Consider the following 21,789-nt stretch of genomic DNA (forward strand, 5'->3'; position numbering starts at 1 on the left):
CGTGCCGTCGATCGCGGCGTCTATCGAGGTCTCTATCGGGTCTTCATGTACGTCGCATAGAGCGGGGGGCTGAGATCGCGCAGCACCTTGCGTCGCTCGACCAGTTCGTGATGACGGCCCTGGCGTTCGAGGTTCAGCAGATCGAGGATGAGCCGCATCGCCCGCTCAGGCGCGAGCTGTCGAGATGGCTGGGCCTGCGCGAGCCATCGCGCGAGGCCGGTCTTTTCAACGAGTGCCCAGGCCGGAAACCAGCAGAGGTCGGACGTGTCACCGTCGCCGTCGAAAGTGGCATTGAACCGCCCGAGAAGCGCGTCGAGTGATGGGTCAGCAAGGGACCTTGCCAGCGAGTCAAGGCGCTCCGGTGACAGCCATGCGAGTTCGGCCATCATGGGCCAAGCGGCTTCCATACCGTTGAGCCGGTAGGTGGCCTCACTCATCCAGGCAAGCGGCGCGGGAATGCGTCGCCATGATTCAATCCTCCCGGCCGCATCGATCGCCGAAGTCCAGTCTCCGGCACGAAGCCAGAAAGGCGCAGCATGGCAGTCGCCGAGCTCAGGCCGGAAGGAAAGCGAAGCTGTACGGCATGCCATCTCCTTCCAGCGCCTCGCAAGCCATGCGCTCGCCTCGCGTTGTCCGAGCAGTTCAACGGCGGCGGCCTCGAACCGAGAGAGCAACCGGTCGCGTGCGGCGGCTGCGACAGCGTGGTCCGCGAATGGCGTTGCGGTGTCCTCTTCGAGCGCGAGCAGCATCATCTGCAGCGACACAATACGGCGATCGTCTGGGTACTCTGCAACGAGTGCAAATAACAATCGACCGGATGCTGCCGGGTCATCTTGCTGCAGCGCGCCGATGACGTCGTTACGCAGCATCACGTCCCGGCTGTTATCGAAGATATCCAGTTGGTCCATGGCAGTGCCTCAGAATAGCTGCTCTCCGCACGGTTCAAGGCTTGTCCATTTGACAGGGCTCTTGTGCAGGCGACCCGTGTCGTCGATGGATTCGATGATAACGCGTTGCCCGCGTGCTTCGGCGACGACACGGACAATCCGTTCCCGATAGGGCATCAGCGACAGTATTCGCGGGCAGACCGGGTTCGCTCGCCTTTTGGCAGGCTTGCGCCGACGCGAGGAGGCGATACCGCTCGAAGTCGTCAGGCCGTTAGACCGAGCTTTGAGCGCCGACGCGCGTAATTCTTTGATTTATCGCGGTTATGTGCGCGCGAGCGAAGCGATTACTGGGTACAGGCGACAGGGCTGACGTTGAGCAGGCGGAAGGCCTTTTCCTGAACGGGTGTGGGTCGCGTCGTCATGACGAGCTTGGCATCCGGGTTGAGTGGCGTGTGACAGACGTTGTACGCAAGCGTCGCCAGGTCGTCGAGCAACGTACGGAAGCTGTGAACCGGCAAGCCATCCTCGCCAAGTTTGGTCGCGTCCTTGGCTTTCGCCTGGTCCGAACGTCGCGCCTTGGCCACCGGTGAAGGCCGGGCCGCCCGCGCTTGTTCGACGTACTCATCGTCAAACAGCATCGGCTTTAACTTCTCGCGCATGTGCCACTCGACGTGGTAAGCGAGCATGCACAGAAAGACGTGTGCGCGCACGCGCCCGGCATTCCAGTGGAATATCGGACGCACCTGCAGATCGACTGTCTTGAGCGAACGGAAGGCGCGCTCCACCACCGCCAGGCCCTTGTAGGCCGACACGGCCGCCTCGGCCGATAGTGCCGCGGCCGGCAAGCTCGTGCGCACCACATACAGGCCATCGAGCGCGGCTTCCTGCTGGATCTGTTCGGACTTGCGCCCCCACGTGAAGCTCGAGTCGGTGATGTTCAACTCGAAGTGCTTGGCCATCTTGTAGTGATCGATGACGCGGCCCACGCGCAAGGCAATCGCCTCGGTACCCTTGAGGCGGTTGCGGGCGCGCGTGGTCGCTTCGGCGATCTTCATCAGCTCAGCTTCGGTGGCCTGCAGCAAGGCCTCGCGCTTACGGGTCCGTTCCTCGGCCAGCAGCGGATTGCGGCACACAATGAGCCGTTCGCCGGGGAACGCCTCACTGGTTACTTCGAGCAGGTTGCGCTCATCAAACAGCGACGGCTGGAAGGGCCCCTTCTCGTGGGCGAGCGCGGCCATCTGCGGCGCGCGCAGGCTGCTCACCCAGTCCAGTCCGGCCGGACGCAATACCGTGTCGATGCGTGCCTGCGTGAGCATGCCGCGGTCACCCACCCAGGCGAGCTGGTTGATGCCGTAGCGGTCCTTGAGCTTCGCCACCTGAGGTGCCACGGTGGCCGGATCGGCGGTGTTGCCGGCGAAGACTTCGACCGCCACCGGAATGCCATCAGGAGTACATACCAACCCGAACACGATCTGCGGGTCGTCACGCTTGCCATCGCGGCTGTAGCCGCGCGCCGCGAGCTCGCAGCAGCGTCCGGTCACCCACGTGGAGGTGAGGTCATAGAGCACCAGCGTACTGCCACCCAGATGCTGCCGAGCAAGACGCTTCTCGATGCCTTCCTGAGCTTCTCCCAGCCAGTCGAGCGCGGCATAGACCTGCTCGAGGTCGACGTCGCCCAGCTTTAGCAGCCGCGACAGCGAGTGGGTCGCGGTCTGCTCGCACAGCATGCGATGCGTGGCGAGCTTGGAAGCAGGCGAGACCACCCGCGCCACCAGCAGCGCCATCACCACCGAGCGCCGCGCGGCAGGCGCCGACGCAAACCACTGCTCGGCACCGCAGGCGCGTGCCGCGCCGAGCACGGCGGCCACATGCCCGTGTGGCAGACTGCGCTCGATCACGAAGGCGTCGTCGAGCGATGGCACCGCGACGCCGCCGCGTAGCAAGACCTTTAAGCCTTCGATCACCTCAGCGGGCAGCGATGACAGGTTGGCCAGGGTGCGCTTCCTGACCGTCTTGCCGTCGCGATAGGACTCACGCAGGAGGATCGCGGGCGGTGAGTTGCGGTTGGGGACGTGTTCGATATACATGAACACTAATTAAAGCAAAAATCTCACAAAAGCAATATAAAAATACTATTTTACATGGCTACATGATAGCCTCCAAAAATAGCCGAAACCCAGCGCTGGTGCGGATTCCGGCTATCTGAGAAGTCAAAGCTAGGGTTAGACGGCGGCCGCGTTTGCACCGACGCCTGTGTCGATGTCGCCGGGCGCTCGCGTGAGCTCGCGCCGACAAGGTCCTGGCTCACGTCGCGATCAGGAACCGGTCGCGCTTCTTGCCCTTGATCCAGGACGGTTCGCGACCGCGACCGCTCCAGGTCTTGCCGGTTTTTGGGTCCCGGTACAGGGGCGGCAGAGGTGTGCCATTCCGGGCGGTCGGTGGGGACGCACCGTTGGATGCTGCCCGCTTACGGCCGAACACCTCCTCAGGCGTCAGTCCATATTCCTTCACCCGCGCCCGAACCTCGTCAAGCACGGTCTGCAGTTCTGAAAGGCGGGCCTGTTCCGCTTTTGCCGCAAGTTCTTCGACCTGTGCCTTGAGCTCCAGATAAGTCGCCATCAATCACTCCACTTCATGTCAGGCAGAAAGGATGCAATGCTGAATGCCTTGCGGCTTTGTTTGATAGCGCAAATGGACCGGCTGTCTTCATTTGCTTTCATGCTGCTATCAACACGGCGACTGTATCAATCTGGCCGCTCCCGGGCCGATTGCGGTCAAGTCTTCCGGCGGTGTGGCGACGGTACGGAATCTGGCGCTTGCCGCTCTGACGGGAGAGATCAACCGGACCGCATTTAACTTGCTACAACACGCGGCCAATAAGCCCTTTCCATCTCCGGCTCAGTGACTTGAACGTCTCGGCACCGCGGGTGCGCACCTGGGGCAAGAATGAGGGCGCGCCGGCGGCCCGAATTTTTCGAGGAATCGATATCTGGCCTGTGTTCGCGGGCTATTTCCGTAGCCCTTGCGTGCAACCGCCTTGGAATGTTGTGGCGAACCACGCTCGTTCCGAGGTAAATTAAGTCACTTTTTTTAAGCATCAAACGGTGCTAAAATAAGTGCTCACAGTTACGGAGTTTCCCATGCGGACGACTATTTCGCTTGATGACGATTTGATCGCCAAGGCTCAAGCCTATACGGGTGTTGAGGAAAAAACGGCACTTGTGCGCGAAGCTTTAAGGGCCTTGATCCAGCGTGAAGCCGCGAAGCGGCTCGCGAACCTTGGCGGTAGCCAGCCGGGCATCAAGGGGGCGCCGCGCCGCCGGCAGGGCGTTGAATGATTCTCGTCGATACATCGGTCTGGATTGACCATCTCAATGCTTCCGAACCGATGCTGATGACCCTGCTGGCCGAGGAGCGAGTGCTGGCTCATCCATTCGTAATAGGAGAGATTTCGCTCGGTAGTTTGCGTGACCGTGACGTTGTGCTTGGCGCGTTGCTCGATCTGCCACGCTCACCAGTTGCAACGCCGGAGGAGACGTTCTATCTGATCGAGCGCGAAGGGTTGTTCAATCGTGGGATCGGATATGTCGACACGTCACTGTTAGCGTCGGCGCGCCTGCAACCTGGCATCACCATCTGGACTCGCGACAAACGCTTGAAGAAGGTTGCGGATGAACTACATCTCGGCGCAATGCTCGCGCACTAGGTAATGGAGAATCTCCATGACAAGCATCGAAACAGACGGCTTCTTGTCGCCGGAGATCCAGGACTTTCGAGCTCACCTCCGAACGCAAATTAAGGCGCTCGCGAGCGAATGTGAGGATGTGTCGCGACGTGCCCGCGGTACGCAGCCTTACGAACCCGGCACACAATAGTGCTTGTTTCTTCGCTTCATCGCGTTGGTGTTTTTTGCGCTCCGGTCCAGGCCTCAAGCCCGTGAAAATCCATTGTTCCGGTAATGGCCTGCACGCGACCATCTGGCGAGACGAGCAAGGTTAGCGGAATCTCTCCACCCCAGTGGCGGTCGATCGCGTAGCGCGCGGAATCATCGAATCCGCTCGCGCTGACCCACTGGTCGCTGCCTTGCAGTCCCGCCTGCGCGAGCGCCGCTTCCACATCGGACGGTGTCGCCTGTTCGACTTCGATGAACGTGACGTCCGCGTCAGGATGCTTGTGCATGAAACGAGCCCATGCCGGCATTTCCGCTCGGCAGGGCTCGCAGCTCATACCCCACAGATGGACGATCCAGGGGCGCGACGCATGCGCCTTTCGCATGGCGTCCCAACTGTCGGCGCTATACCACTGCAGCCCGGCGGCGCTCGCGATCTGGCAGATCAACAGGCAGGTCAGTGCGATCAGCATGCGGCTGGCTTTCATCATAGGGCCTTCAGTTCGACGAGTTGATATCCGTGCTCGCTGCTCAGCCACGACAGGAACACACGATCGCGATAGCCGACCAGCAGTGGATGGTCCGAACGACCTGTCGAGCTGTCGATGATCGAAGGCACGCTCCAGTCGCGGCCATCGTTTCGGGAAGTCTGCAGCAGCACGTGCGAAACGTGTCCGTCGAAGTCTTTCCAGACCCGCCACACGTCGCTCGCGTGGGCGAGGACGAAGGCACGCGAGGCGACGTCGTCCGGGGTGCCAAGACGCTGTGGCGTGTCGAAGTTCGCTCCGCCGTCGCTCGATCTCGCGTAGAACAGGCCCTGGCGCGCCGTGCCTTGGGTGTACCAGACCACGTGCAAGCTGCCGTTGCCCGAGATCGCGACTGACGGCCCTTGATGCGGGCAGGCGTCCGTCACCCAGTTATCGACCGAGACGCGTTGCTGCTTACCTGGCTCGCCTGACGCGCCGAAGTGGACGATGACGTGGTCACGCACCGATCCCGGAAAGATCGTCCGGAAGGCTGTTACGGGCGTTCCGTCGACCGAGTTGGTCACGCCGATACGGCAGCACTCGCAACTCGTGGTCGACGCGAGGGTGGAGGTCGAGAACGTTTGTCCGCCATCGGTGGACCACGCATAGGCGATGGAGGCGCCTGGAAGCTGTCGCGGCCCGCTCAGGCGCTTGTCTTGCCACAGCATCAGAATCCTGCCCGACGGTGTGGCGTCGAGTACCGGAAGCCGCTGGCTCACGGACCCGGGTTCGAATACGGAGGGTGCGTCGAAATGCGCGCCACCGTCGGCCGACCTGGCCAGCCAGATTTGCGCATTCCAGTGTTTGTCCCTGAACGTGTCATACGCGATCAGCACATGCCCCGAAGCGTCGGCCACAAGCTGCGGTCGCGCATCTCCACCGCCGTCGAAGCTGGCGCTCAGATCACCTACCCGCAGTGGCAAGGTCCAGTTTTCTCCCTGATCTTTCGAGCGGGCGAAGTAGACCTTCTGGTCCTGTGTCCAGGCCAGCAGCAAAGTGCCGTTCGGCAGGAACGCTGCGGTGGCGGTGTCTGCGCAGCCCAGCGCCTGAGTCGAGTCACAGGGCGACGACGCCATGTGGTGCATGCCCGACATCCCGGACATACCCGGCATCGTCTGCGCCGGGGCGCGATTTGTCAGGGATAGCGCCAGCGTCAACGCGAGGCCGATCGTAAAAAGTATCCGGAAACGGATTCCAGCAATGAGCATGGTCTCCTCCTTATGGGTGCGTTCAGAAACGGGCCTGGACGCCCACATAAGCCATGCGCGGAGGCGACAGCGTCTGCGTATAGGGCTGATTGTAGGTCCAGGTGTTGTCGGTATAGGTTCGGTTCAGCACGTTATCCACGGCGAGCGTCACATCGACCGCAGGGCTGACGCGGTAGCGGCAGCTGATGTCGAAGACGGTGTTCGAACCCTGGGACTGGGTGCCGGTCGTGGTCGAGCTCGCGTAGTTCATGCGCCCGATGTAACGTGCCTGACCCGAGAGCTCGAGTTTGCTGACGGGACTCCAGACCACGCCCAGGTTGCCTGTGAACCTGGGGGTGCCAGCCAGTTGGGTGCCAAGAGGCGTGTTGGTGGTGGTGCTGGTGAGGACGGCATCGGTCATCGTGAACGACCCGGTGAAGCGCAAATTGGCTGCGGCCCGGTATGAGCCGATCAGTTCGAGCCCCTGGGATCTTTCATGGCCGGCGTTGCTGTAGAAGTTGCACGTGTTGCTCGATGAGCCTGCCAGGAAATCTCTGCACAGTTGCTGCTGATAGGCCGATGGTGCGTTCGAGGCGGGACTCGTCGCCGAGAGAATCGCGTTGCGGATCGTATAGAAGAAGTACGTCGCGCTCAGGTCCAGGCCGCGGTGCGTGTAGTCGAGGCCGATCTCGCGTTCGAGCATGTCCTGGGGAACGAGAGCGGGGTTCGCGATAGAAGGCGTCGACGATGCGCTCCCATAAGAACGCAGGGTGTTGTTCAGGCCGGGACCGCGAAACGTGTCGTTCACCGATGCACGCAATGACAGGTCGTCGCTGACGAAGTAGCGTGCCGAGATACTCGGGTCAAACCGGGTCTTGCTGGTTCCTGCGCCGAGCGGCGGATTGTCGCCCTCGATCGAAGCGATATTGCTGGAGAAACGGTCCTCCCGTGCAGCGAGGGTAATGAGCAGCGATTCGGTCGGCGCGATCCGGGTCTGTACGAACAGGCCGCTGTAGCTTTGCGTCCCGCTGCCGTTTACCGATGCGGCCAGGGTCCCAGTCGGCGCGCCGAGGACGGTGGGGGTGTTGTAGATCGACTCGTTGTCGGAGGCACTCAGGCGGCGGTAGTCGACCCCGACCTGGATGTCCCGCCATACCTTGCCGATGTTCCTCGAATACATCGTCGAGAAGCCGATTTCGTGATAGCCCAGGTCACCGTATTGCGTGTAGTACTGGTCGATGGCGTCGCCCGCCTGAGCGGTGGGCAGCCCCGTCATCGAGGACGACAGTGAAAGGCACCTTCCTGTGGATGTCTAGTAACAGGACGCGCCGTTATATTTGTTGAATGTGACCTCCTGAGCCCAGACGTTCGTGGTCAGCGAACCCTGCTTGCCGAAAACCTTGGTGAGGCTTGCCGCGAGATCGGGGCTCGTCTGCTTGTTATCTCCATACGGGTAGGAGATGTCCTCGTCGTTTTCGTGATACCCGAGGCGCAGGTAACCATGCAGGTCAGACGATGGGTGCAGATAAGCCGTCACTGAGACGTTGCTGTCGCGGGTCGCGATTGGCCCTTTGTCCGGAAAGCGCCACAGATATGGTGCGGGCGTCAGTTGATACCCATGCGAGTCGAGCCGGTCGGCAGACAGATTTACACTCACGGCGTCGCCCAGCCTGAAATTCCTACTCAGCGACACATCGGTCGTGCCGAAGCTGCCGTAGCTTGCCGACACCGTTCCGCTGTTGTCCTTGGGCTGCTTGCTGATGATGTTGATTACGCCGCCCACGGCCATATTGCCCCACACGACCGAGCCACCCCGGATGATCTCGATGCGGTCGATGTTGGCCAGGGGCACCTTGTACCACTGCACGGTGCCGTAGAACGGATCCATGATCGGCACGCCGTCGAGCAGGACGAGTACGCTTACGTTACCCAGACCACGCATGCCGAGCGACTGCCCGGTTGGATCCTTCGACGTTTCCGGGACGGTGCTCAGGTTGATGCCTCCGACATTGCGCAGCAGCTGGTCAAGGGTTTGCGCCGGGCTGCTGTCGATGTCGCGTCGCGTGATGATCGTCGTGCTCTGGGGCATTTCGGCCAGGGTCGCCTCATCGCGGCTGGCGCTGACCACGACGGGGGCCAGTTCGACTGGCGCATCGGCAGCGGCAACAACCTGCTGCGCAGGAAAGATCAACGCCACAGAAGTGACGAGCAGGGTACGCCTCATAATTTTTGGTTTTCTCGAATCGTGATAGATCGCGCCGTGCCGGTTCAGCGACGGTGTCGCGACGCATCGGGAGAAGCGTCGCGCGCAGGGGATTTACGATCGGGAAAAGGCGGGCGGTCCCCGCGGCCTTCCGGACGGAAAGGCGCCAAGCGGGGTAAAGCGGGTGGAAAGGGTGGACGCAGCGGCAATCGTCACGAGCATGACGAGAACCGCAGGGAAGAAGGGAACGGTCGGGAGCGCGGCATGATCCGCAAGCAGATCACAGTAACCGCACGCACTCATCCCGGCGTCATGCGCGTGGACCGTATCGGCAGACGGGGCCATCGCAGAACACAAGGCCGTGACCGGCTGATGGTTCCTGGCCGCAACGACGAGTTGGCTGACGACAGGCGCCAGCACGATCAGCCAGATGGCGATCATGCCGAGCCACGCAATCAGTCGACGGTTGGCGTGCGGATTCATCGGGTGCCGGGAAAATTTGCTTCGAAGTCTAGCACCCAGTGACATTTTTTGTCACGCAGTACGGAATGTGTCAACGCGGCAAGCAGAGGCGGACACAGGGCCAGGCAGGCGGCTGACGCGGAAACTAGTGTCATGGGTGATCAGCCTGTCTGGCCGGAAAATCGCGAATAGCAAGGAAGCCGACAGGCGGCGTTTCACGATACCGCAGCGATAACGTTCGCCCTACGTTCCGGCTTCGTCTGACGATCCAACGAAGCGTCAGGCTTTGGGGGGCATCACGTTGGCCGAACCCGCCACTCAGGTCGCCCGACGTCCCATACGTAGGCAAGTGCGGCATTCGCCATTGCTCAGCGACTGGCATTGGCATTGCAGATTCGACATCCACGTTTTCGACGGTGAACGTCGCGTAACTGAGCTGATTGAGCTCGCAGTGAACCGCAAGGGTCGCGCGGGCGATGCGCCCGAATTGCATGAGTTGAGTTGCACTGGCTCCCAGCCCAGCTCGATCTTGAAGCGAAAGCAGCGTACGAGGCAAACAGGTACTGGGCAAATGTTCGACACAGGTGGGGCGTACCAGCCGTTGTGCGTTAGCAGGCAACAGTATGCGACCTTCACTTTCCGGGGGGGAGCGGCCGCTGGAACGGCTCGGTTTTCTCGGGTTCCGATCGAACCGTTCGCTCCTTCGCGCAGTCAAGGATATGCGGCCGTCACCCGCCGGTGGGCGATCATCACGCACAACGCGAGCGCGACCGCCCTGGTTATCCGGGTAGTTGTCTTCGCACCTTGACAGCTGATCGACCTGGATCGCGCCGCCGGTTGCGTTCCCGCGGTCGTTCTCGTTCGGATGTTCCGGTTATCGTCAACGGCAGCAGAGCTCGGATGCAGAGACGACACACCTTTCCGACGGTGCCTCTATGGCGATCTACGGCCCGGCTCATCAGGGGTGGTTGCCGCAGATCCAGGATGCATCCAGTCAGAGGCTCTTTCCAAATCGATCTGGGAATGCGATGACTCGCTCCAATGTCGCCGACCGCCTGAGAATTGCCGTTACGCGAGCGAAGGACCAATGTCCGCAGCTCGCCAAACGACGTGTATCTCCTCACCTGGTTCGACACTATCTACCCTTCCTGATTATGTCTTGTAGCCGCGTGATGGGCTGTGTTTCTAGGTAAGTGCGTGTCGTCGGATAGAGATAATCTTGACTCCTTCCACCCGCTCCTCATGTCGGGGAAGGAGTTCATCGTGAAGTACACCATTCATGATCAGGTCATTCTCTCGCGAGCAGCGGAAGGCCCGCTCGCAGCTCATTTGGTAGCCTTTGCGAATGCGATCAGCGCTCAGGGATACAGTGCGCAGTCCATGAAGCAGCGGGTCCGAATCGCGGCATGCTTTAGTTGATGGCTTAAACAGACAGGTGTCGGTGTAAAGGACATCTGCTGCGACCACACAATACGGCATTTGCGGTATCGCGCCCGCCATGTTCAACCTTACCTTGGGGATCGATCTGCGCTCAGGCATGTCATTGATTTTATGCGCAGTGAGGGCGTAATATCTGGCGACAAGATAGTGGCACGTCGGGTGCTGCCGGCTGAGATCTGCGCGCAGGCATACGCAGAATACTTGCGCGAAGCTCAGGCTCTCGCTGAAACAACGATCATTAATTATGTGCCATTCATCCGTGATTTTCTCCACCATTGTTTCGGTGACGAGGAGGTCACGTTATCGCGACTACGTGCCGTAGATGTCGTGAACTTTGTGCCGATCCGCGCGCCACGTTTGCATTTGAGGCGAGCTAAGCTCATGACCACCGCACAGAGTCTTTTCTGCGCTACGTGCGCTATAGCGGCGACGTTACGCTGGATCTGGCTGCCGCCGTTCCGGTCGTCGCCTGAGCTTGCCCGCAAAAAATGGATCCCTTGCTGAGTGTGTAAAACTCACGCAAGGAGGAAGGAAAGATGGGTAATCCAAGAGCCCGATATACGCGGGAATTCATGCTGGAAGCCGTGCGCATGGTCCGCGGCGGCCAGAGCATGGCGGCGGTGGCGAAGATACTGGGTATCAGCCCGAAGACGCTGCACAACTGGGTTAAGGCCGATGCCGCTGGGAAGCTGAACGGCGCAGGCAAACAGGTTTCTCCAGAACAGATGGAGATTGCTCGGCTGCGCGCGGAGTTGGCACGCGTGAAGATGGAGCGCGACATATTGGAAAAAGCGACGGCGTACTTTGCAAAGGTGTCGGCATGAAGTAATGCAATGGACTCCCCACCCCTCGGGGTGGGGATAATTACGATTTTCCAATGAGGAGGTCCAACATGAGCGCAGAACTGATCGGGCTCGATATTGCGAAGAATGTCATTCAGGTTCACGGAGTGAACGCAGTCGGCGCAGCGGTACTGACGAAGCGCCTCAAACGTTCTCAGGTGCTCGAGTATTTCGCAAACCTGTCGCCTTGCCTGATCGCGATAGAGGCTTGCGCTGGTTCGCACTATTGGGCGCGCCGACTGGCTGGCTTCGGGCACCGAATCAAGCTCATTCCTGCGCAATATGTGAAACCATTCGTCCGGCGTTCCAAAACAGATGCCCGTGACGCCGCAGCCATTTGCGAGGCGGCTCGTCAGCCGGACATGCCAACAGTAGCTGTCAACACCGAGGAACAACAGGCTGTCCAGATGTTGCACCGAATTCGACAACGGCTTATGCAAGAGCGCACCGCCTTGATCAATCAGGTGCGCGGGTTACTGGGCGAATTCGGAATTGTCTTCCCAATTCACGTTTCGGCCTTCAAAGAGGGAGCACGAAAACTTCTCACGGATGAAAGCGACGCGTTGCCCGCTTTGGCGCGGCACCTATTGCTTGATTTGTGCACTGAGTTGACGGCACTGGAAGAGCGGATCAACGCCGTTGATGGGCGCGTGAGACGATTGGCGAAAGAAGATGAGCGTTGCGCCAGGCTGCAGGAAATCCCCGGCATCGGTCCGGTGACGGCCACGGCCTTGATCGCCGCGGTGGGGGATGCGAAACGATATCGCAGTGCAAGACATATGGCCGCCAGTTTCGGACTCACGCCTCACGAGCACAGCAGCGGAGGCAAGCAAAAGTTGCTCGGTATCAGCAAACGGGGAGATCGGTACATCCGCTGGCTGCTGGTCCAGGGAGCGCGGTCGATCATGCGATTTGCGAGCAAGCGAACCGATGCGCTGTCGCGCTGGGTCTGTCAGCTCGCGAGCAGACGTGGGGTGAATGTCGCAGCGGCGGCACTGGCGAACAAACTAGCACGCATAGCGTGGGCGTTGCTTGCCAAGAGCGAGCGCTTCGCGAGCGCATGAATCCATAAAATCTCTGCCGTACAACCACCAGCAGTTTGCGAACGATGAACAATCGATGATGCGATGGGTCTGACCCAGCCTCGAAAATCCGACAGGCGTAGTGGCCAAAGAAGGCCGCTGAAGTAATGAGAACGAGGCAGGCGATTTGCATTATGGCCAGCGGTGACCCCGCATAAACAGGCCGAATATATACGTGCAGACTGACACCTTGCATCAAGAGAAGCCCCATTGTTTGCAAAACCTGGGGAGTCCATATATACGCCTGGATCGAGCTTCACAGCCGACAATGGCCGGTGTCCCTGACCTGCCAGGTGCTGGGTGTCAGCCCCAGCGGTTACCACGCGCGCAAGGCGCGGGATGTCGATACTGATCGACCGCGCCGACGCATCAGCAACGACGCTCTGCTGGTGCACATCAAGGCCGTGCACGCTGAATCCAAAGGCGAGTACGGCTGGCCGCGCGTGTGGAAGCAACTGCTGGCCCAGGGCATTCGCGTCAGCAAGGATCGTGTCCAGCGGCTCATGAATCTGCACGGCATCAAGGCGAAGACCAAACGCCGGTTCAAGGTCACGACCGACAGCAACCACAGCCTGCCGGTCGCACCGGACCTGTTGCAACGAGACTTCTCTCCCGCGCGTCCAGATCAGGTCTGGACTACGGACATCACGTACATCTGGACGGACGAGGGTTGGCTGTTTCTGACCGTCATCCTCGACCTGTTCAGCCGTCAGGTGGTGGGCTGGTCGATGCAGCAGCACATGCGCACGGAGCTGGTGTCTGACGCGCTGCGTATGGCGTGGTTTCGCCGCCGGCCGGAAGCGGGCCTGATCGTCCATAGCGACCGCGGTAGCCAGTATTGCAGTCGTGACTTCCAGGACCTGCTTAAGGGCTACGGCATGCGCAGCTCGATGAGCCGTCGAGGAAATTGTTGGGACAACGCGCCGACCGAGAGCTTGTGGGGATCGCTCAAGCGAGCACGCATCCATGGCCAGCGCTTTGCAACGCGTCGGGAAGCGATGGACGAGGTAATCGACTGGTTGAGCTTCTACAATCATTCGCGCTTGCACTCGACGTTGGGCTACGTCAGTCCGATGCAGTTCGAGCGGGACTGGTACGCTGCCCAGAACCAACGGGTGGCATAATCTCACTCAGCTAAGGGATCCGAAATTCGCGGGCAACGTCAGCCAACTGGTCGATGCCGTCAATTCCTCGTGCGATTTCTGCTGATCAGACGCGACAGTTGCTGGCTAGCATCGATCGACGGACTGCAGTCGGGCGTCGCGACTACGCCATCTTGCTCTTGCTCGCGCGATTAGGATTACGCTCTGGTGTTGTGGCTTTTCACGAACTCGATGATATCGACTGGGGCTCTGGCCAATTGAGCGTGCTCGGCAAGAGTGGGGCAACGCAGCGAGCTGCCCTTACCCGCGGATGTCGGCAAGGCCATTGCCGCCTATTTGCGGCACGGGCGTCCTCATAGCGCCAGTCGCCGCGTGTTTTTACGTGCAAAGGCCCCCATCACAGGCTTTCGTGGACAATCTGGCGTCGGCTCCCTCGTCCGGCATTCGATTCAGCGCGCTGGCATCGACGCGCCCACGTTGGGTGCCCATCAGTTCCGCCATGGCCTGGCCACCCAGATGTTGAGCCATGGAGCCTCGCTCAGCGAGATCGGCGAGGTGTTGGGTCATCGTCATCCACAGACTACAAAGATCTATTAGCTACCGTGGATCGTTATGTAGAGTCACCGTGGCAAACGCTTTGTGGGCAAGGCGTCAGCATTGGCTTACTGCACATAAAGTTTCATGATGAGAGTCCTAGCGGCCATCGGGGCCGCCATTGTGAGGAGCTCGATCATGGAGGATTCCACCCGTCAAGTTTCAAGCCGTCTGCCGTTGGAGCAGGTCATTGCTGGTGCCGTGAGCGAACTGGAGAGGCTCGGCTACAGCAGAAGATCGCTGAATCGCTATCGCACGGTCTGGCGACATCTCGTTGCGTTTTGCCTCGATATGAGGGTGAGAGATGAGTACTGCGAAGATATGGTGGTGAAGTTTTATAGCAGATATAGGATGCAGGATGGGGAGCGCCTCAAGGCGGGGGGCGGTTGGCGACGCCATATCGAGATGGCTCTTAAAGTTCTGGAAGACTTTGCGCGTGATCGGCATATCGAGCGCACCATCACCGACATGCAGAAGATACAGGTCCCAGTGCGCATGGTGAAGACCGTCCGCGACTACGAACAGTATTGTCGGGATCGTCTTAATCTTCGCTCAAGAACCCTTTGCGATCGGATGCGGCACGTCGCCATATTCGCGGATTTCCTTGGGTTAAGGAACATCACTTCTTTCGATCAGATGCAGTCGGCCGATATTTCTGCCTTTGTGACCTCACGACATTGTCTGGCGGCTAAAACCGTCTCAGGGATCGTTTCTCACGTGCGTGGCTTTCTGCGATTTCTTCTGCTGCGCGGAATCCTGCACCGTGATCTGAGTCATGTATTACCGGTGGTCCGCATCCCGAGTGATGCGGCTGTTCCATCGGTCTGGGACCCGGAGCTCGTGATTAGGTTGCTCGAAGTCGTTGATCGCAGTTCGCCCAAAGGCAAGCGCGATTACGCGATCCTCCTGCTTGCCTGTCGCCTCGGATTGCGAGTGGGTGATATCCGGACACTGACGCTCGATGACCTAAAGTGGGAAACGGCTACCCTGGAGATCACGCAGTCGAAGTCCCTCGCACAGCTTTGTTTGCCACTAACGGAAGAGATTGGAGAAGCGCTGATTGACTATTTGAGATCCGGTCGTTCTACGTCAGATCGCCGCGAAGTGTTCCTCACATTGACACCACCGTTTCAGCCCTTCTCCAACATTGATAACCTTCATCGCATCGTCGACTATTGGAAGGAACTTGCTGGCATCCATTTCCGGACCCCACAACGCCACGGCTTGCATTCGCTGAGGCATACGCTGGCGACACAACTCCTCCATGAGCAAACGCCATTTCATGTTATCAGCGAGATCCTTGGACATGCGACGACGGCCTCGACATTCATCTACGCCAAGACCGACGTGGAAACCCTACGCACCGCCGCGCTGAACACCGAGGAGGTACGCCATGTCGAGTAAAGCATTCAAGGGGCAGTTCCGAAGCGCTTTCGGCTCACTCATGGAACAGTTCGTCCGGGAGAAACAGGCATGCGGTTACCGATATGACGAGTCAGCCCGCTTGCTCGCGCGCATTGATCGTTTCCTGTGCGACGAAGCGCTATCGCAATGCGAACTGCCACGCTCAATCTGCCGCAAGTGGCTCGCCAAACGACCCCACGAGAGCGTGTCCACGCAACAGGCTCGGATCTGCGCGGTTCGCCAATTCGCACTGTACCTGAACCGGATGGGATATCCCGCCGATGTGCCGGATCGGTCCCGGACGGCAAGGGGTGCGAGCAGGTTCTCTCCGCGCATTCTGACCCACGCCGAGATTCGGCGGCTGCTCGACGCGGTCGACCATCTCGAGCCAACTGCACGAGCCCCGCTGCGCCATCTCATCATGCCGGAAGTCTTCCGGCTGCTGTATGGCTGTGGCATGAGGATCGGCGAGGTGCTGCACCTGCGGGTGGCCGATGTTGACCTTGGCCGCGGGGTCCTGATGGTGCGTGAAGCCAAATTTGAAGGATCGCGTCGTCCCACCAGCCTTACCGTTGGTCCAGCGCCTTCGAACCTATGCGGCATTCATGGGAAATCGTTCGCCCGAAGCGTACTTCTTCCCCTCGCCATCCGATGGCCCGTGGAGCCACCCGGCCGTCTACTGGCTGTACCGGGAGCTACTCATGCGCTGCGGGGTCGCGCACGCCGGTAGAGGCAAGGGCCCGCGCTTATATGATCTTCGTCACGCCTATGCCGTCCATGCGTTGCTGCGCTGGTGCCGGGAAGGCGCGAACCTCGATGCGAAGCTGCCGGTGCTCGCGACCTATTTGGGTCATCGCTCCCTTGCCGGAACGCAGCGCTATCTGCATCTGATACCCGAACTGTTTCCAGAGATCACGGTGCGCACCAGCACCGCCTTTGGCGACGTCATTCCTCGGTGGGACGGATCATGAAACCAACCGACTTCTCCATGCTCGTGACCAGCTTCCTGACGTATTATCTCGCCGCGCAGCACAATCTGAGCCCCAACACCATCAAAGCGTATCGCGATGTGTTCACCCTGCTGCTCCGATTCTGTCGCGACGTGCGGGGCATTGCGCTGGAGCGCCTGTCGCTCGCGCAGATCGACGTATCCCTTGTGGAGGCGTTCCTCGATCATCTGGCCAATGATCGGCACGTTTCGGTCAGCACGCAGAATCACCGTCTTGCGACCTTGCACGCATTCTTCCGCTACGTACAGTCGGAAGTGCCCGAGCGCCTGCTGCAGTGCCAGCAGATCCTCGCCATTCCGCTGCGGCGACAGCCGCGTCCCTGTGTCGGGTATCTCAGCAAAGAGTACCTTGCGCAGATTCTCGCTCAACCCGATCTGCGTACTTCCGAGGGTCGCCGGGATGCGGTAATGCTGAGCGTGCTCTACGACACCGGTGCCCGGGTGCAGGAGTTGATCGACCTGAACGCTGGCGACGTGCGCCTGGATCCACCGTCTCAGGTTCGACTCATGGGAAAGGGTCGAAAGCTGCGCGCTGTACCCCTGCTGGACGAGACAGTCGAAGTCCTGCGCCACTATCGGCACGATAACGACCTCGGTCGTCCTGAACATGCCGACAAGCCACTCTTCCAGAACCGGCAAGGGGCACGGTTATCCCGATCGGGTGGGTGCTATCTCCTGCAGAAGTATGTGGTTTCCGTACGCAGAAGTCACCCCGACTTCACACAGCGGGTGAGTCCTCACAGCCTGAGACACACAAAGGGAATGCACCTGCTGCAGAGTGGCGTCCCGCTCGAGATCATCCGCGACTTTCTGGGTCACGTCGATGTGAAGACAACAGAGATCTATGCTCGCGCAAATCTTGAAATGAAGCGGAAGGCGCTCGAGAAAGCGGCGCACGGCACGCTGCTTCCGAAGATCCCGTCCTGGCAGCAGAACAAGTCCTTGCTCGAGTGGCTGCATTCCCTATAGGACCACGGAGGTCACGCCTGCCGTCTGTTGGTGGCGGGCCTCCACATCCGATCGGATATTTATGCCGAGTTCCTACGGCCGGACTACTTTGCTATCAACGAGCCGGAACCGAGACTGCACATAACAACTTTCAGCCGGTAATAGATCATCGTGGTGTTGAGCTCGCGATGACGCAGGATGTCGGCCACGTCCTTGAGCGTTCCGCCATGATCGAGCAGGCGTTCCGCGAGCGTGTTGCGCAACGCGTGCGCCCGCACTGGAGGTAGCCCGCAGCGTTGAAAAGCCTCGAGAACGACACGTCGCACCGTTGCCGCCCCGACCGGTTGCTCCACCGGGGCTCGACAGCGCACGAAAAGGTGACGACCTGCGCATGAAGCCCGCTCATGTTGGAGGTAGGAGGCAATCGCACTTCCTGTGCTGTGCGGCAGCGGCAGTATGTCGACTCGGCGCGACTTGTTCCTGCACAGCCTCACGGTGCCGCTCTTCCAGTCGATGTCATCGAGGCTCAGGCCAACGACTTCGCTGGATCTCAGACCCAGGTCCACGAGACACCGGACCATCGCGTAACCGCGCCGCGCCGAAGCAACACCCGGGCCGAAGGCACCGAGCAGTCTGGTCGTCTCGGCCGCCGTAAGCGTTTGTGGTAGCGGTGCCAATCGCCAGTTCGGCGGGCGAGCGATCGCCGAGATCAAGTGATTCACAGCGTCGCCGTGTGTGGCGCGATACCGGAGGTAGCTGCGCAGCGCGCCGGCCAACGTTCCGGCGCTGGCGACACTCCATCGCTGAAGCATCTCGGTGAAGAACTGGCGCAGATGATCTGCAGTAAGCGGTAGCAGATCGGTTCGATCGGCGCTCACGCGCTGCTCAATGAATGGCCGCAAGGTGCGCAGGCGCAAGGCACGCGTGGTCGGAGCTAGCCCTCTTGCCAGGCGCATATAGTCGTCGTAATGCCGCAACTCCTCGTCAACGATGTCATTGCGTCCCTCGGTGATAGGAATGTCTTGCTCGTGAAGTAGTGCCCTCAGATGCGTTAGTGCTGCATGATGATGACCCCGACCACGAGACACCTCTGGCGGACAACAGCACTTGGCGAGATGTCGGTCAAGGAAGAGTTCGGAACGCTCGACTGACGCGATTGCGCCACCGGGACGTCGCTGCGCCCAATGCGCAAAGTGGGCCAGGCAGTACGTATAGGAGCGCACAACCTTGCTGGCATAGCGACGCTCCACCAGTCGTTCCCGGAACGGTTGAACGAGTTCGGCGATGTTGCTGCGGAGCAGCCATGAAGTTGCTGCTGGACGGATTGAAGCGAGTGCATCCATAAAACCTCCTGTGGTTGGATTGCCACTGGAGGACACCACTTACGTAATGCGAAGTCCATTGCTGCATCGCCGCCATTGATCGCGCGTTGCACAGGGCTCGGAAACTTCGCTGGAGTTCCCACTTCGCATAAGCCGTCGCTTCGCATAATTCCTCTCATGCTCTTATGTGCATGAGAGGAAGAAGTGCAGATAGATCTGTCGCGACCACGACAGCACCATCACGAAGGCCATCAGGGGTCAGCGCGCACGTCCGATCTGCAGATGGCCGAAGCTCCCCCAGTCGCATTGGGCTTGCTCCCCTAATCTGAAGGAGGCGGTAATCGGAAGGACATCGGCGAGTCGCCGGGCAGCGCGTAATTTTTCGCGATTCTGCTTTCCATTATGAGCACGTGGCATCCTCAGGCTTGGTCATATCCGAGGAGGTTCCCATGTCCGCTCCGCTATCAACTGATGAGATGTTGATCGAGAAACTGCTGGCTCATCTGAGGGCCGAGGGGTATTCCCTACGGATCCAGCGGTGGTATCCGGCTCGTGTACGTCAGTTGCTGGATTACTGCAACCGTAATGGACTGTCGATCGAATCCGTTCGCTCTGGGCACGTGACGCGGTTCTTGCGCGGGCAATATCGGCGCTCGCGGAAACAGTACAGCGAGTTGCCACCGTTTCAGAAATGGCGACATCGATACACCGGTGCCATCAATATGATGCTGCGTCTTGTGCATGGTGCATGGCCGGTTCCGGACCCACCGCGCAGCGCTCTCGAAGTCTTTCATTGCGATATCGTCAAGGACTACGACACGTGGTTGTGCGACCTGCGTGGACTGCACCCACTGACACGAGCCAAGCGCACCAAGCATGCGTTGCAATTCCTAACTTCACTTGGACAGCGAGCAGATCAGCGGGGTCTTGCGGACTTGAGCGTTCGCGATCTTGATGCGTACTTGAAGCAATCTTGTGACGGACTACGGCGCGGATCCATCGAAGATCGAACCGTCTGCCTCCGTGATTTTCTTCGCCACTTGTGGCGCACGGGCCGAACCGCCATCGATCTCACCGGCACCGTAATTGGGCCGCGCATCTATAAGCACGAAGACATTCCAGTCGCCCTTCGAACAGAGGAAGTGCAGCGGGTTCTGGAGGTGACTCGGAAGGATCTCTCACCGGTCGGTCTACGCGACTACGCCATCTTGATCCTGTTGTCGACCTACGGCCTACGGGCTGCAGAAGTCGTCAATTTACGCTTGGAGGACATCGACTGGAGGCGGGATGTTCTTTGCGTGCGCCACTCAAAGACAGGGACCTACTCAGAGCTTCCATTGCTACGCGAACCGGGCGAAGCTGTGCTCCGATACGTGGAGAAGGCGCGCCCGCCAAGCGTACATCGAGAGATATTCCTGCGTATCCAGACACCGCACCGCCCGTTCAAGAACGGGTCGATCCTCAACTGCATCACGAGCGCTCGTCTGCGAGCAGCCGGAGTCACTCCACAAGGAAGGAAAGGCCCCCACGCCTTTCGCCACGCACGCGCCGTGAGCTTGCTGCGATCTGGTGTGCCGCTCAAGATCATCGGCGATGTGTTGGGTCACACGTCTGCTGCGGCGACCGCAGAGTATCTGAAGCTTGCGACCGAGGATCTGCGAACAATCGGACTTGATCTGCCAGGAGGATTTTTGCCATGACTCACTTACCGTCCATCGATGCGGCATCCGTCGAGCGATTTTTGCGGGCGCAACGCTTTCGCCATCCGGCCACGTACAAGAACTATGCGCACATTCTATGCAACTTCAACAGCTTTCTCGCGAACCATGGCGCGATTACTTCACCGGACGTCTCACTCGTGCAGCAATGGCTGAAGGAACACAGTCTCAAGTGGCCGGCGCACATCCTCTATCACCGAACCCTCCTGATCGAGCGATATGTCCAGTGGCTGCACGACCAGGGTCGGATTGCGTCAAACCCATTTGCAGAATTACATCGGCAGTATGGGCCGCGCACCACGCCGATCGTGCGGGCCCTCGTCAGTGAAGATAGTAACGCGGCACTCCAGAAACAGCGCCGGCTTCCTCGCTTCGGAAGTTTCCTTGGAATAGTGATGGATGAGCATATTGCACACATGCGCGTCCTCGGTTATCGCTATCGCACCGAAGAGCAGAGACTGCTGCGCTTCGATCGTTTCCTGCAATACCATCCCGAGCTGGCCGGGCTTACGCTGGCCGAACTCGTTGAGCATTGGAGCGAGGAAGAACCGTCACCGTACCATTTGTTTGAAGCTCGGAGAGCCGGCCGCACAGTGTCGAAGGCGATGCACCGGATCGACCCGCGGGTGCCGATCTTGTCCATCGGCGATGGGGTAGCTCGTTCGGCGCGGCAACAAGAGCGATCCCCCTATATCTACACGGACGAGGAGATACAGCGCATTCTGCAGGCGGCGCTGTTGTATCCCTCCCCGAAGGCACCGTGGCGTCCCGTCACCCTCTTCACCATGCTCGTGCTTGCTTACTGCGCCGGGCTTCGGGGAGGCGAGATCGCGCGTTTGGTGCTCGGGGACGTCGACCGATGCGAGCTGACTATCGACATCCGAGAGACGAAGTTTTTCAAAAGACGTCGCTTACCTCTGGCTCCTGGAGTTATGGCTATGCTCAAGCACTATCTTGTCCTGCGTGAGCAAGCCGGTGCTCCAACGAATCCCGAGAGCCCACTGTTCTGGAGTCCACAGCGAAACTGCGGCTACACAGTAGGCGGCATACGGCTCGTTCTGACGGATGTCCTGCGACGAGCGGAGATCAAACCCGCGCGCGGAGCAGTCGGACCGCGAATTCACGATCTGCGACACTATGTGCCCTTCCTGACTATGTCTTGCAACTGAGAG

The 21,789-nt window shown here is 59.8% G+C and carries 19 protein-coding genes and 2 pseudogenes; 12 read left to right on the forward strand and 9 right to left on the reverse strand.

Annotated features, from left to right (window positions below):
• Positions 1-32: 32 nt before the first annotated feature.
• From ACRWA7_RS15260 to ACRWA7_RS15270, 3 genes are all read right to left on the reverse strand, one after another.
• Entirely contained in the window at positions 33-908 is an 876-nt protein-coding gene (locus tag ACRWA7_RS15260) for a hypothetical protein (RefSeq protein WP_438391712.1), read from the reverse strand.
• A gap of 323 nt (positions 909-1,231) precedes the next feature.
• Complete coding sequence (locus ACRWA7_RS15265; protein ID WP_438391713.1) at positions 1,232-2,974, reverse strand: IS1634 family transposase; 1,743 nt, start codon at positions 2,972-2,974, stop codon at positions 1,232-1,234.
• A gap of 217 nt (positions 2,975-3,191) precedes the next feature.
• Entirely contained in the window at positions 3,192-3,506 is a 315-nt protein-coding gene (locus ACRWA7_RS15270) for an H-NS histone family protein (protein WP_438391714.1), read from the reverse strand.
• Positions 3,507-4,027: 521 nt separating this feature from the next.
• Here ACRWA7_RS15270 and ACRWA7_RS15275 point away from each other — a divergent pair.
• Together ACRWA7_RS15275 and ACRWA7_RS15280 are read left to right on the forward strand one after the other, a co-directional pair.
• Positions 4,028-4,225 (forward strand): type II toxin-antitoxin system VapB family antitoxin, encoded by a 198-nt coding sequence (locus ACRWA7_RS15275; RefSeq protein ID WP_438391716.1) that lies wholly within the window; start codon positions 4,028-4,030, stop codon positions 4,223-4,225.
• Positions 4,222-4,593 (forward strand): type II toxin-antitoxin system VapC family toxin, encoded by a 372-nt coding sequence (locus tag ACRWA7_RS15280; RefSeq protein ID WP_438391717.1) that lies wholly within the window; start codon positions 4,222-4,224, stop codon positions 4,591-4,593. The genes ACRWA7_RS15275 and ACRWA7_RS15280 overlap by 4 nt, the downstream gene beginning before the upstream one ends.
• A gap of 185 nt (positions 4,594-4,778) precedes the next feature.
• Here ACRWA7_RS15280 and ACRWA7_RS15285 read toward each other — a convergent pair whose 3' ends face one another.
• The 5 genes from ACRWA7_RS15285 to ACRWA7_RS15305 form a co-directional block, all read right to left on the reverse strand.
• Complete coding sequence (locus tag ACRWA7_RS15285; protein ID WP_438391719.1) at positions 4,779-5,267, reverse strand: TlpA family protein disulfide reductase; 489 nt, start codon at positions 5,265-5,267, stop codon at positions 4,779-4,781.
• On the reverse strand, positions 5,264-6,511 hold the full coding sequence (locus ACRWA7_RS15290) for a sialidase family protein (protein WP_438391720.1): 1,248 nt from the start codon (positions 6,509-6,511) through the stop codon (positions 5,264-5,266). The genes ACRWA7_RS15285 and ACRWA7_RS15290 overlap by 4 nt, the downstream gene beginning before the upstream one ends.
• Positions 6,512-6,533: 22 nt before the next feature.
• Entirely contained in the window at positions 6,534-7,766 is a 1,233-nt protein-coding gene (locus ACRWA7_RS15295; RefSeq protein ID WP_438391721.1) for a TonB-dependent receptor, read from the reverse strand.
• Positions 7,767-7,802: 36 nt separating this feature from the next.
• Positions 7,803-8,714 (reverse strand): TonB-dependent receptor, encoded by a 912-nt coding sequence (locus ACRWA7_RS15300; RefSeq protein ID WP_438391722.1) that lies wholly within the window; start codon positions 8,712-8,714, stop codon positions 7,803-7,805.
• Positions 8,715-8,807: 93 nt separating this feature from the next.
• Complete coding sequence (locus tag ACRWA7_RS15305) at positions 8,808-9,176, reverse strand: DUF2946 domain-containing protein (protein WP_438391723.1); 369 nt, start codon at positions 9,174-9,176, stop codon at positions 8,808-8,810.
• A gap of 1,955 nt (positions 9,177-11,131) precedes the next feature.
• Here ACRWA7_RS15305 and ACRWA7_RS15310 point away from each other — a divergent pair.
• The 8 genes and pseudogenes from ACRWA7_RS15310 to ACRWA7_RS15345 form a co-directional block, all read left to right on the forward strand.
• A pseudogene (locus ACRWA7_RS15310) lies at positions 11,132-11,421 on the forward strand (transposase); the annotation flags it as partial.
• Between the two features lie 66 nt (positions 11,422-11,487).
• Complete coding sequence (locus ACRWA7_RS15315; protein ID WP_438391725.1) at positions 11,488-12,501, forward strand: IS110 family transposase; 1,014 nt, start codon at positions 11,488-11,490, stop codon at positions 12,499-12,501.
• A gap of 257 nt (positions 12,502-12,758) precedes the next feature.
• Positions 12,759-13,643 (forward strand): annotated as a pseudogene (locus ACRWA7_RS15320) (IS3 family transposase); the annotation flags it as partial.
• Positions 13,644-13,898: 255 nt separating this feature from the next.
• Complete coding sequence (locus tag ACRWA7_RS15325) at positions 13,899-14,219, forward strand: tyrosine-type recombinase/integrase (RefSeq protein ID WP_438391726.1); 321 nt, start codon at positions 13,899-13,901, stop codon at positions 14,217-14,219.
• A gap of 135 nt (positions 14,220-14,354) precedes the next feature.
• Positions 14,355-15,620 carry a site-specific integrase gene (locus tag ACRWA7_RS15330; RefSeq protein ID WP_438391728.1) on the forward strand — a complete coding sequence of 422 codons (1,266 nt, stop codon included), beginning with the start codon at positions 14,355-14,357 and terminating at the stop codon, positions 15,618-15,620.
• Positions 15,610-16,350, forward strand: coding sequence for a tyrosine-type recombinase/integrase (locus ACRWA7_RS15335; protein WP_438391729.1), 741 nt, complete (start codon positions 15,610-15,612; stop codon positions 16,348-16,350). The genes ACRWA7_RS15330 and ACRWA7_RS15335 overlap by 11 nt, the downstream gene beginning before the upstream one ends.
• Positions 16,322-16,591, forward strand: a complete 270-nt coding sequence (locus tag ACRWA7_RS15340) for a hypothetical protein (protein WP_438391730.1) — start codon at positions 16,322-16,324, stop codon at positions 16,589-16,591. The genes ACRWA7_RS15335 and ACRWA7_RS15340 overlap by 29 nt, the downstream gene beginning before the upstream one ends.
• Positions 16,588-17,598 carry a tyrosine-type recombinase/integrase gene (locus tag ACRWA7_RS15345; RefSeq protein ID WP_438391731.1) on the forward strand — a complete coding sequence of 337 codons (1,011 nt, stop codon included), beginning with the start codon at positions 16,588-16,590 and terminating at the stop codon, positions 17,596-17,598. The genes ACRWA7_RS15340 and ACRWA7_RS15345 overlap by 4 nt, the downstream gene beginning before the upstream one ends.
• Positions 17,599-17,681: 83 nt before the next feature.
• Here ACRWA7_RS15345 and ACRWA7_RS15350 read toward each other — a convergent pair whose 3' ends face one another.
• On the reverse strand, positions 17,682-18,920 hold the full coding sequence (locus ACRWA7_RS15350; protein ID WP_438391733.1) for a tyrosine-type recombinase/integrase: 1,239 nt from the start codon (positions 18,918-18,920) through the stop codon (positions 17,682-17,684).
• A gap of 428 nt (positions 18,921-19,348) precedes the next feature.
• Here ACRWA7_RS15350 and ACRWA7_RS15355 point away from each other — a divergent pair, with 428 nt between their 5' ends.
• Positions 19,349-20,599: a site-specific integrase gene (locus ACRWA7_RS15355; RefSeq protein WP_438391734.1), complete on the forward strand. Its 1,251-nt coding sequence runs from the start codon at positions 19,349-19,351 to the stop codon at positions 20,597-20,599.
• Positions 20,596-21,786, forward strand: a complete 1,191-nt coding sequence (locus ACRWA7_RS15360; protein WP_438391735.1) for a tyrosine-type recombinase/integrase — start codon at positions 20,596-20,598, stop codon at positions 21,784-21,786. The genes ACRWA7_RS15355 and ACRWA7_RS15360 overlap by 4 nt, the downstream gene beginning before the upstream one ends.
• Positions 21,787-21,789: the final 3 nt, after the last annotated feature.

The sequence above is a fragment of the Caballeronia sp. DA-9 genome, assembly GCF_051615025.1.
In the GTDB taxonomy this organism is placed as follows: Bacteria; Pseudomonadota; Gammaproteobacteria; order Burkholderiales; family Burkholderiaceae; genus Caballeronia; species Caballeronia sordidicola.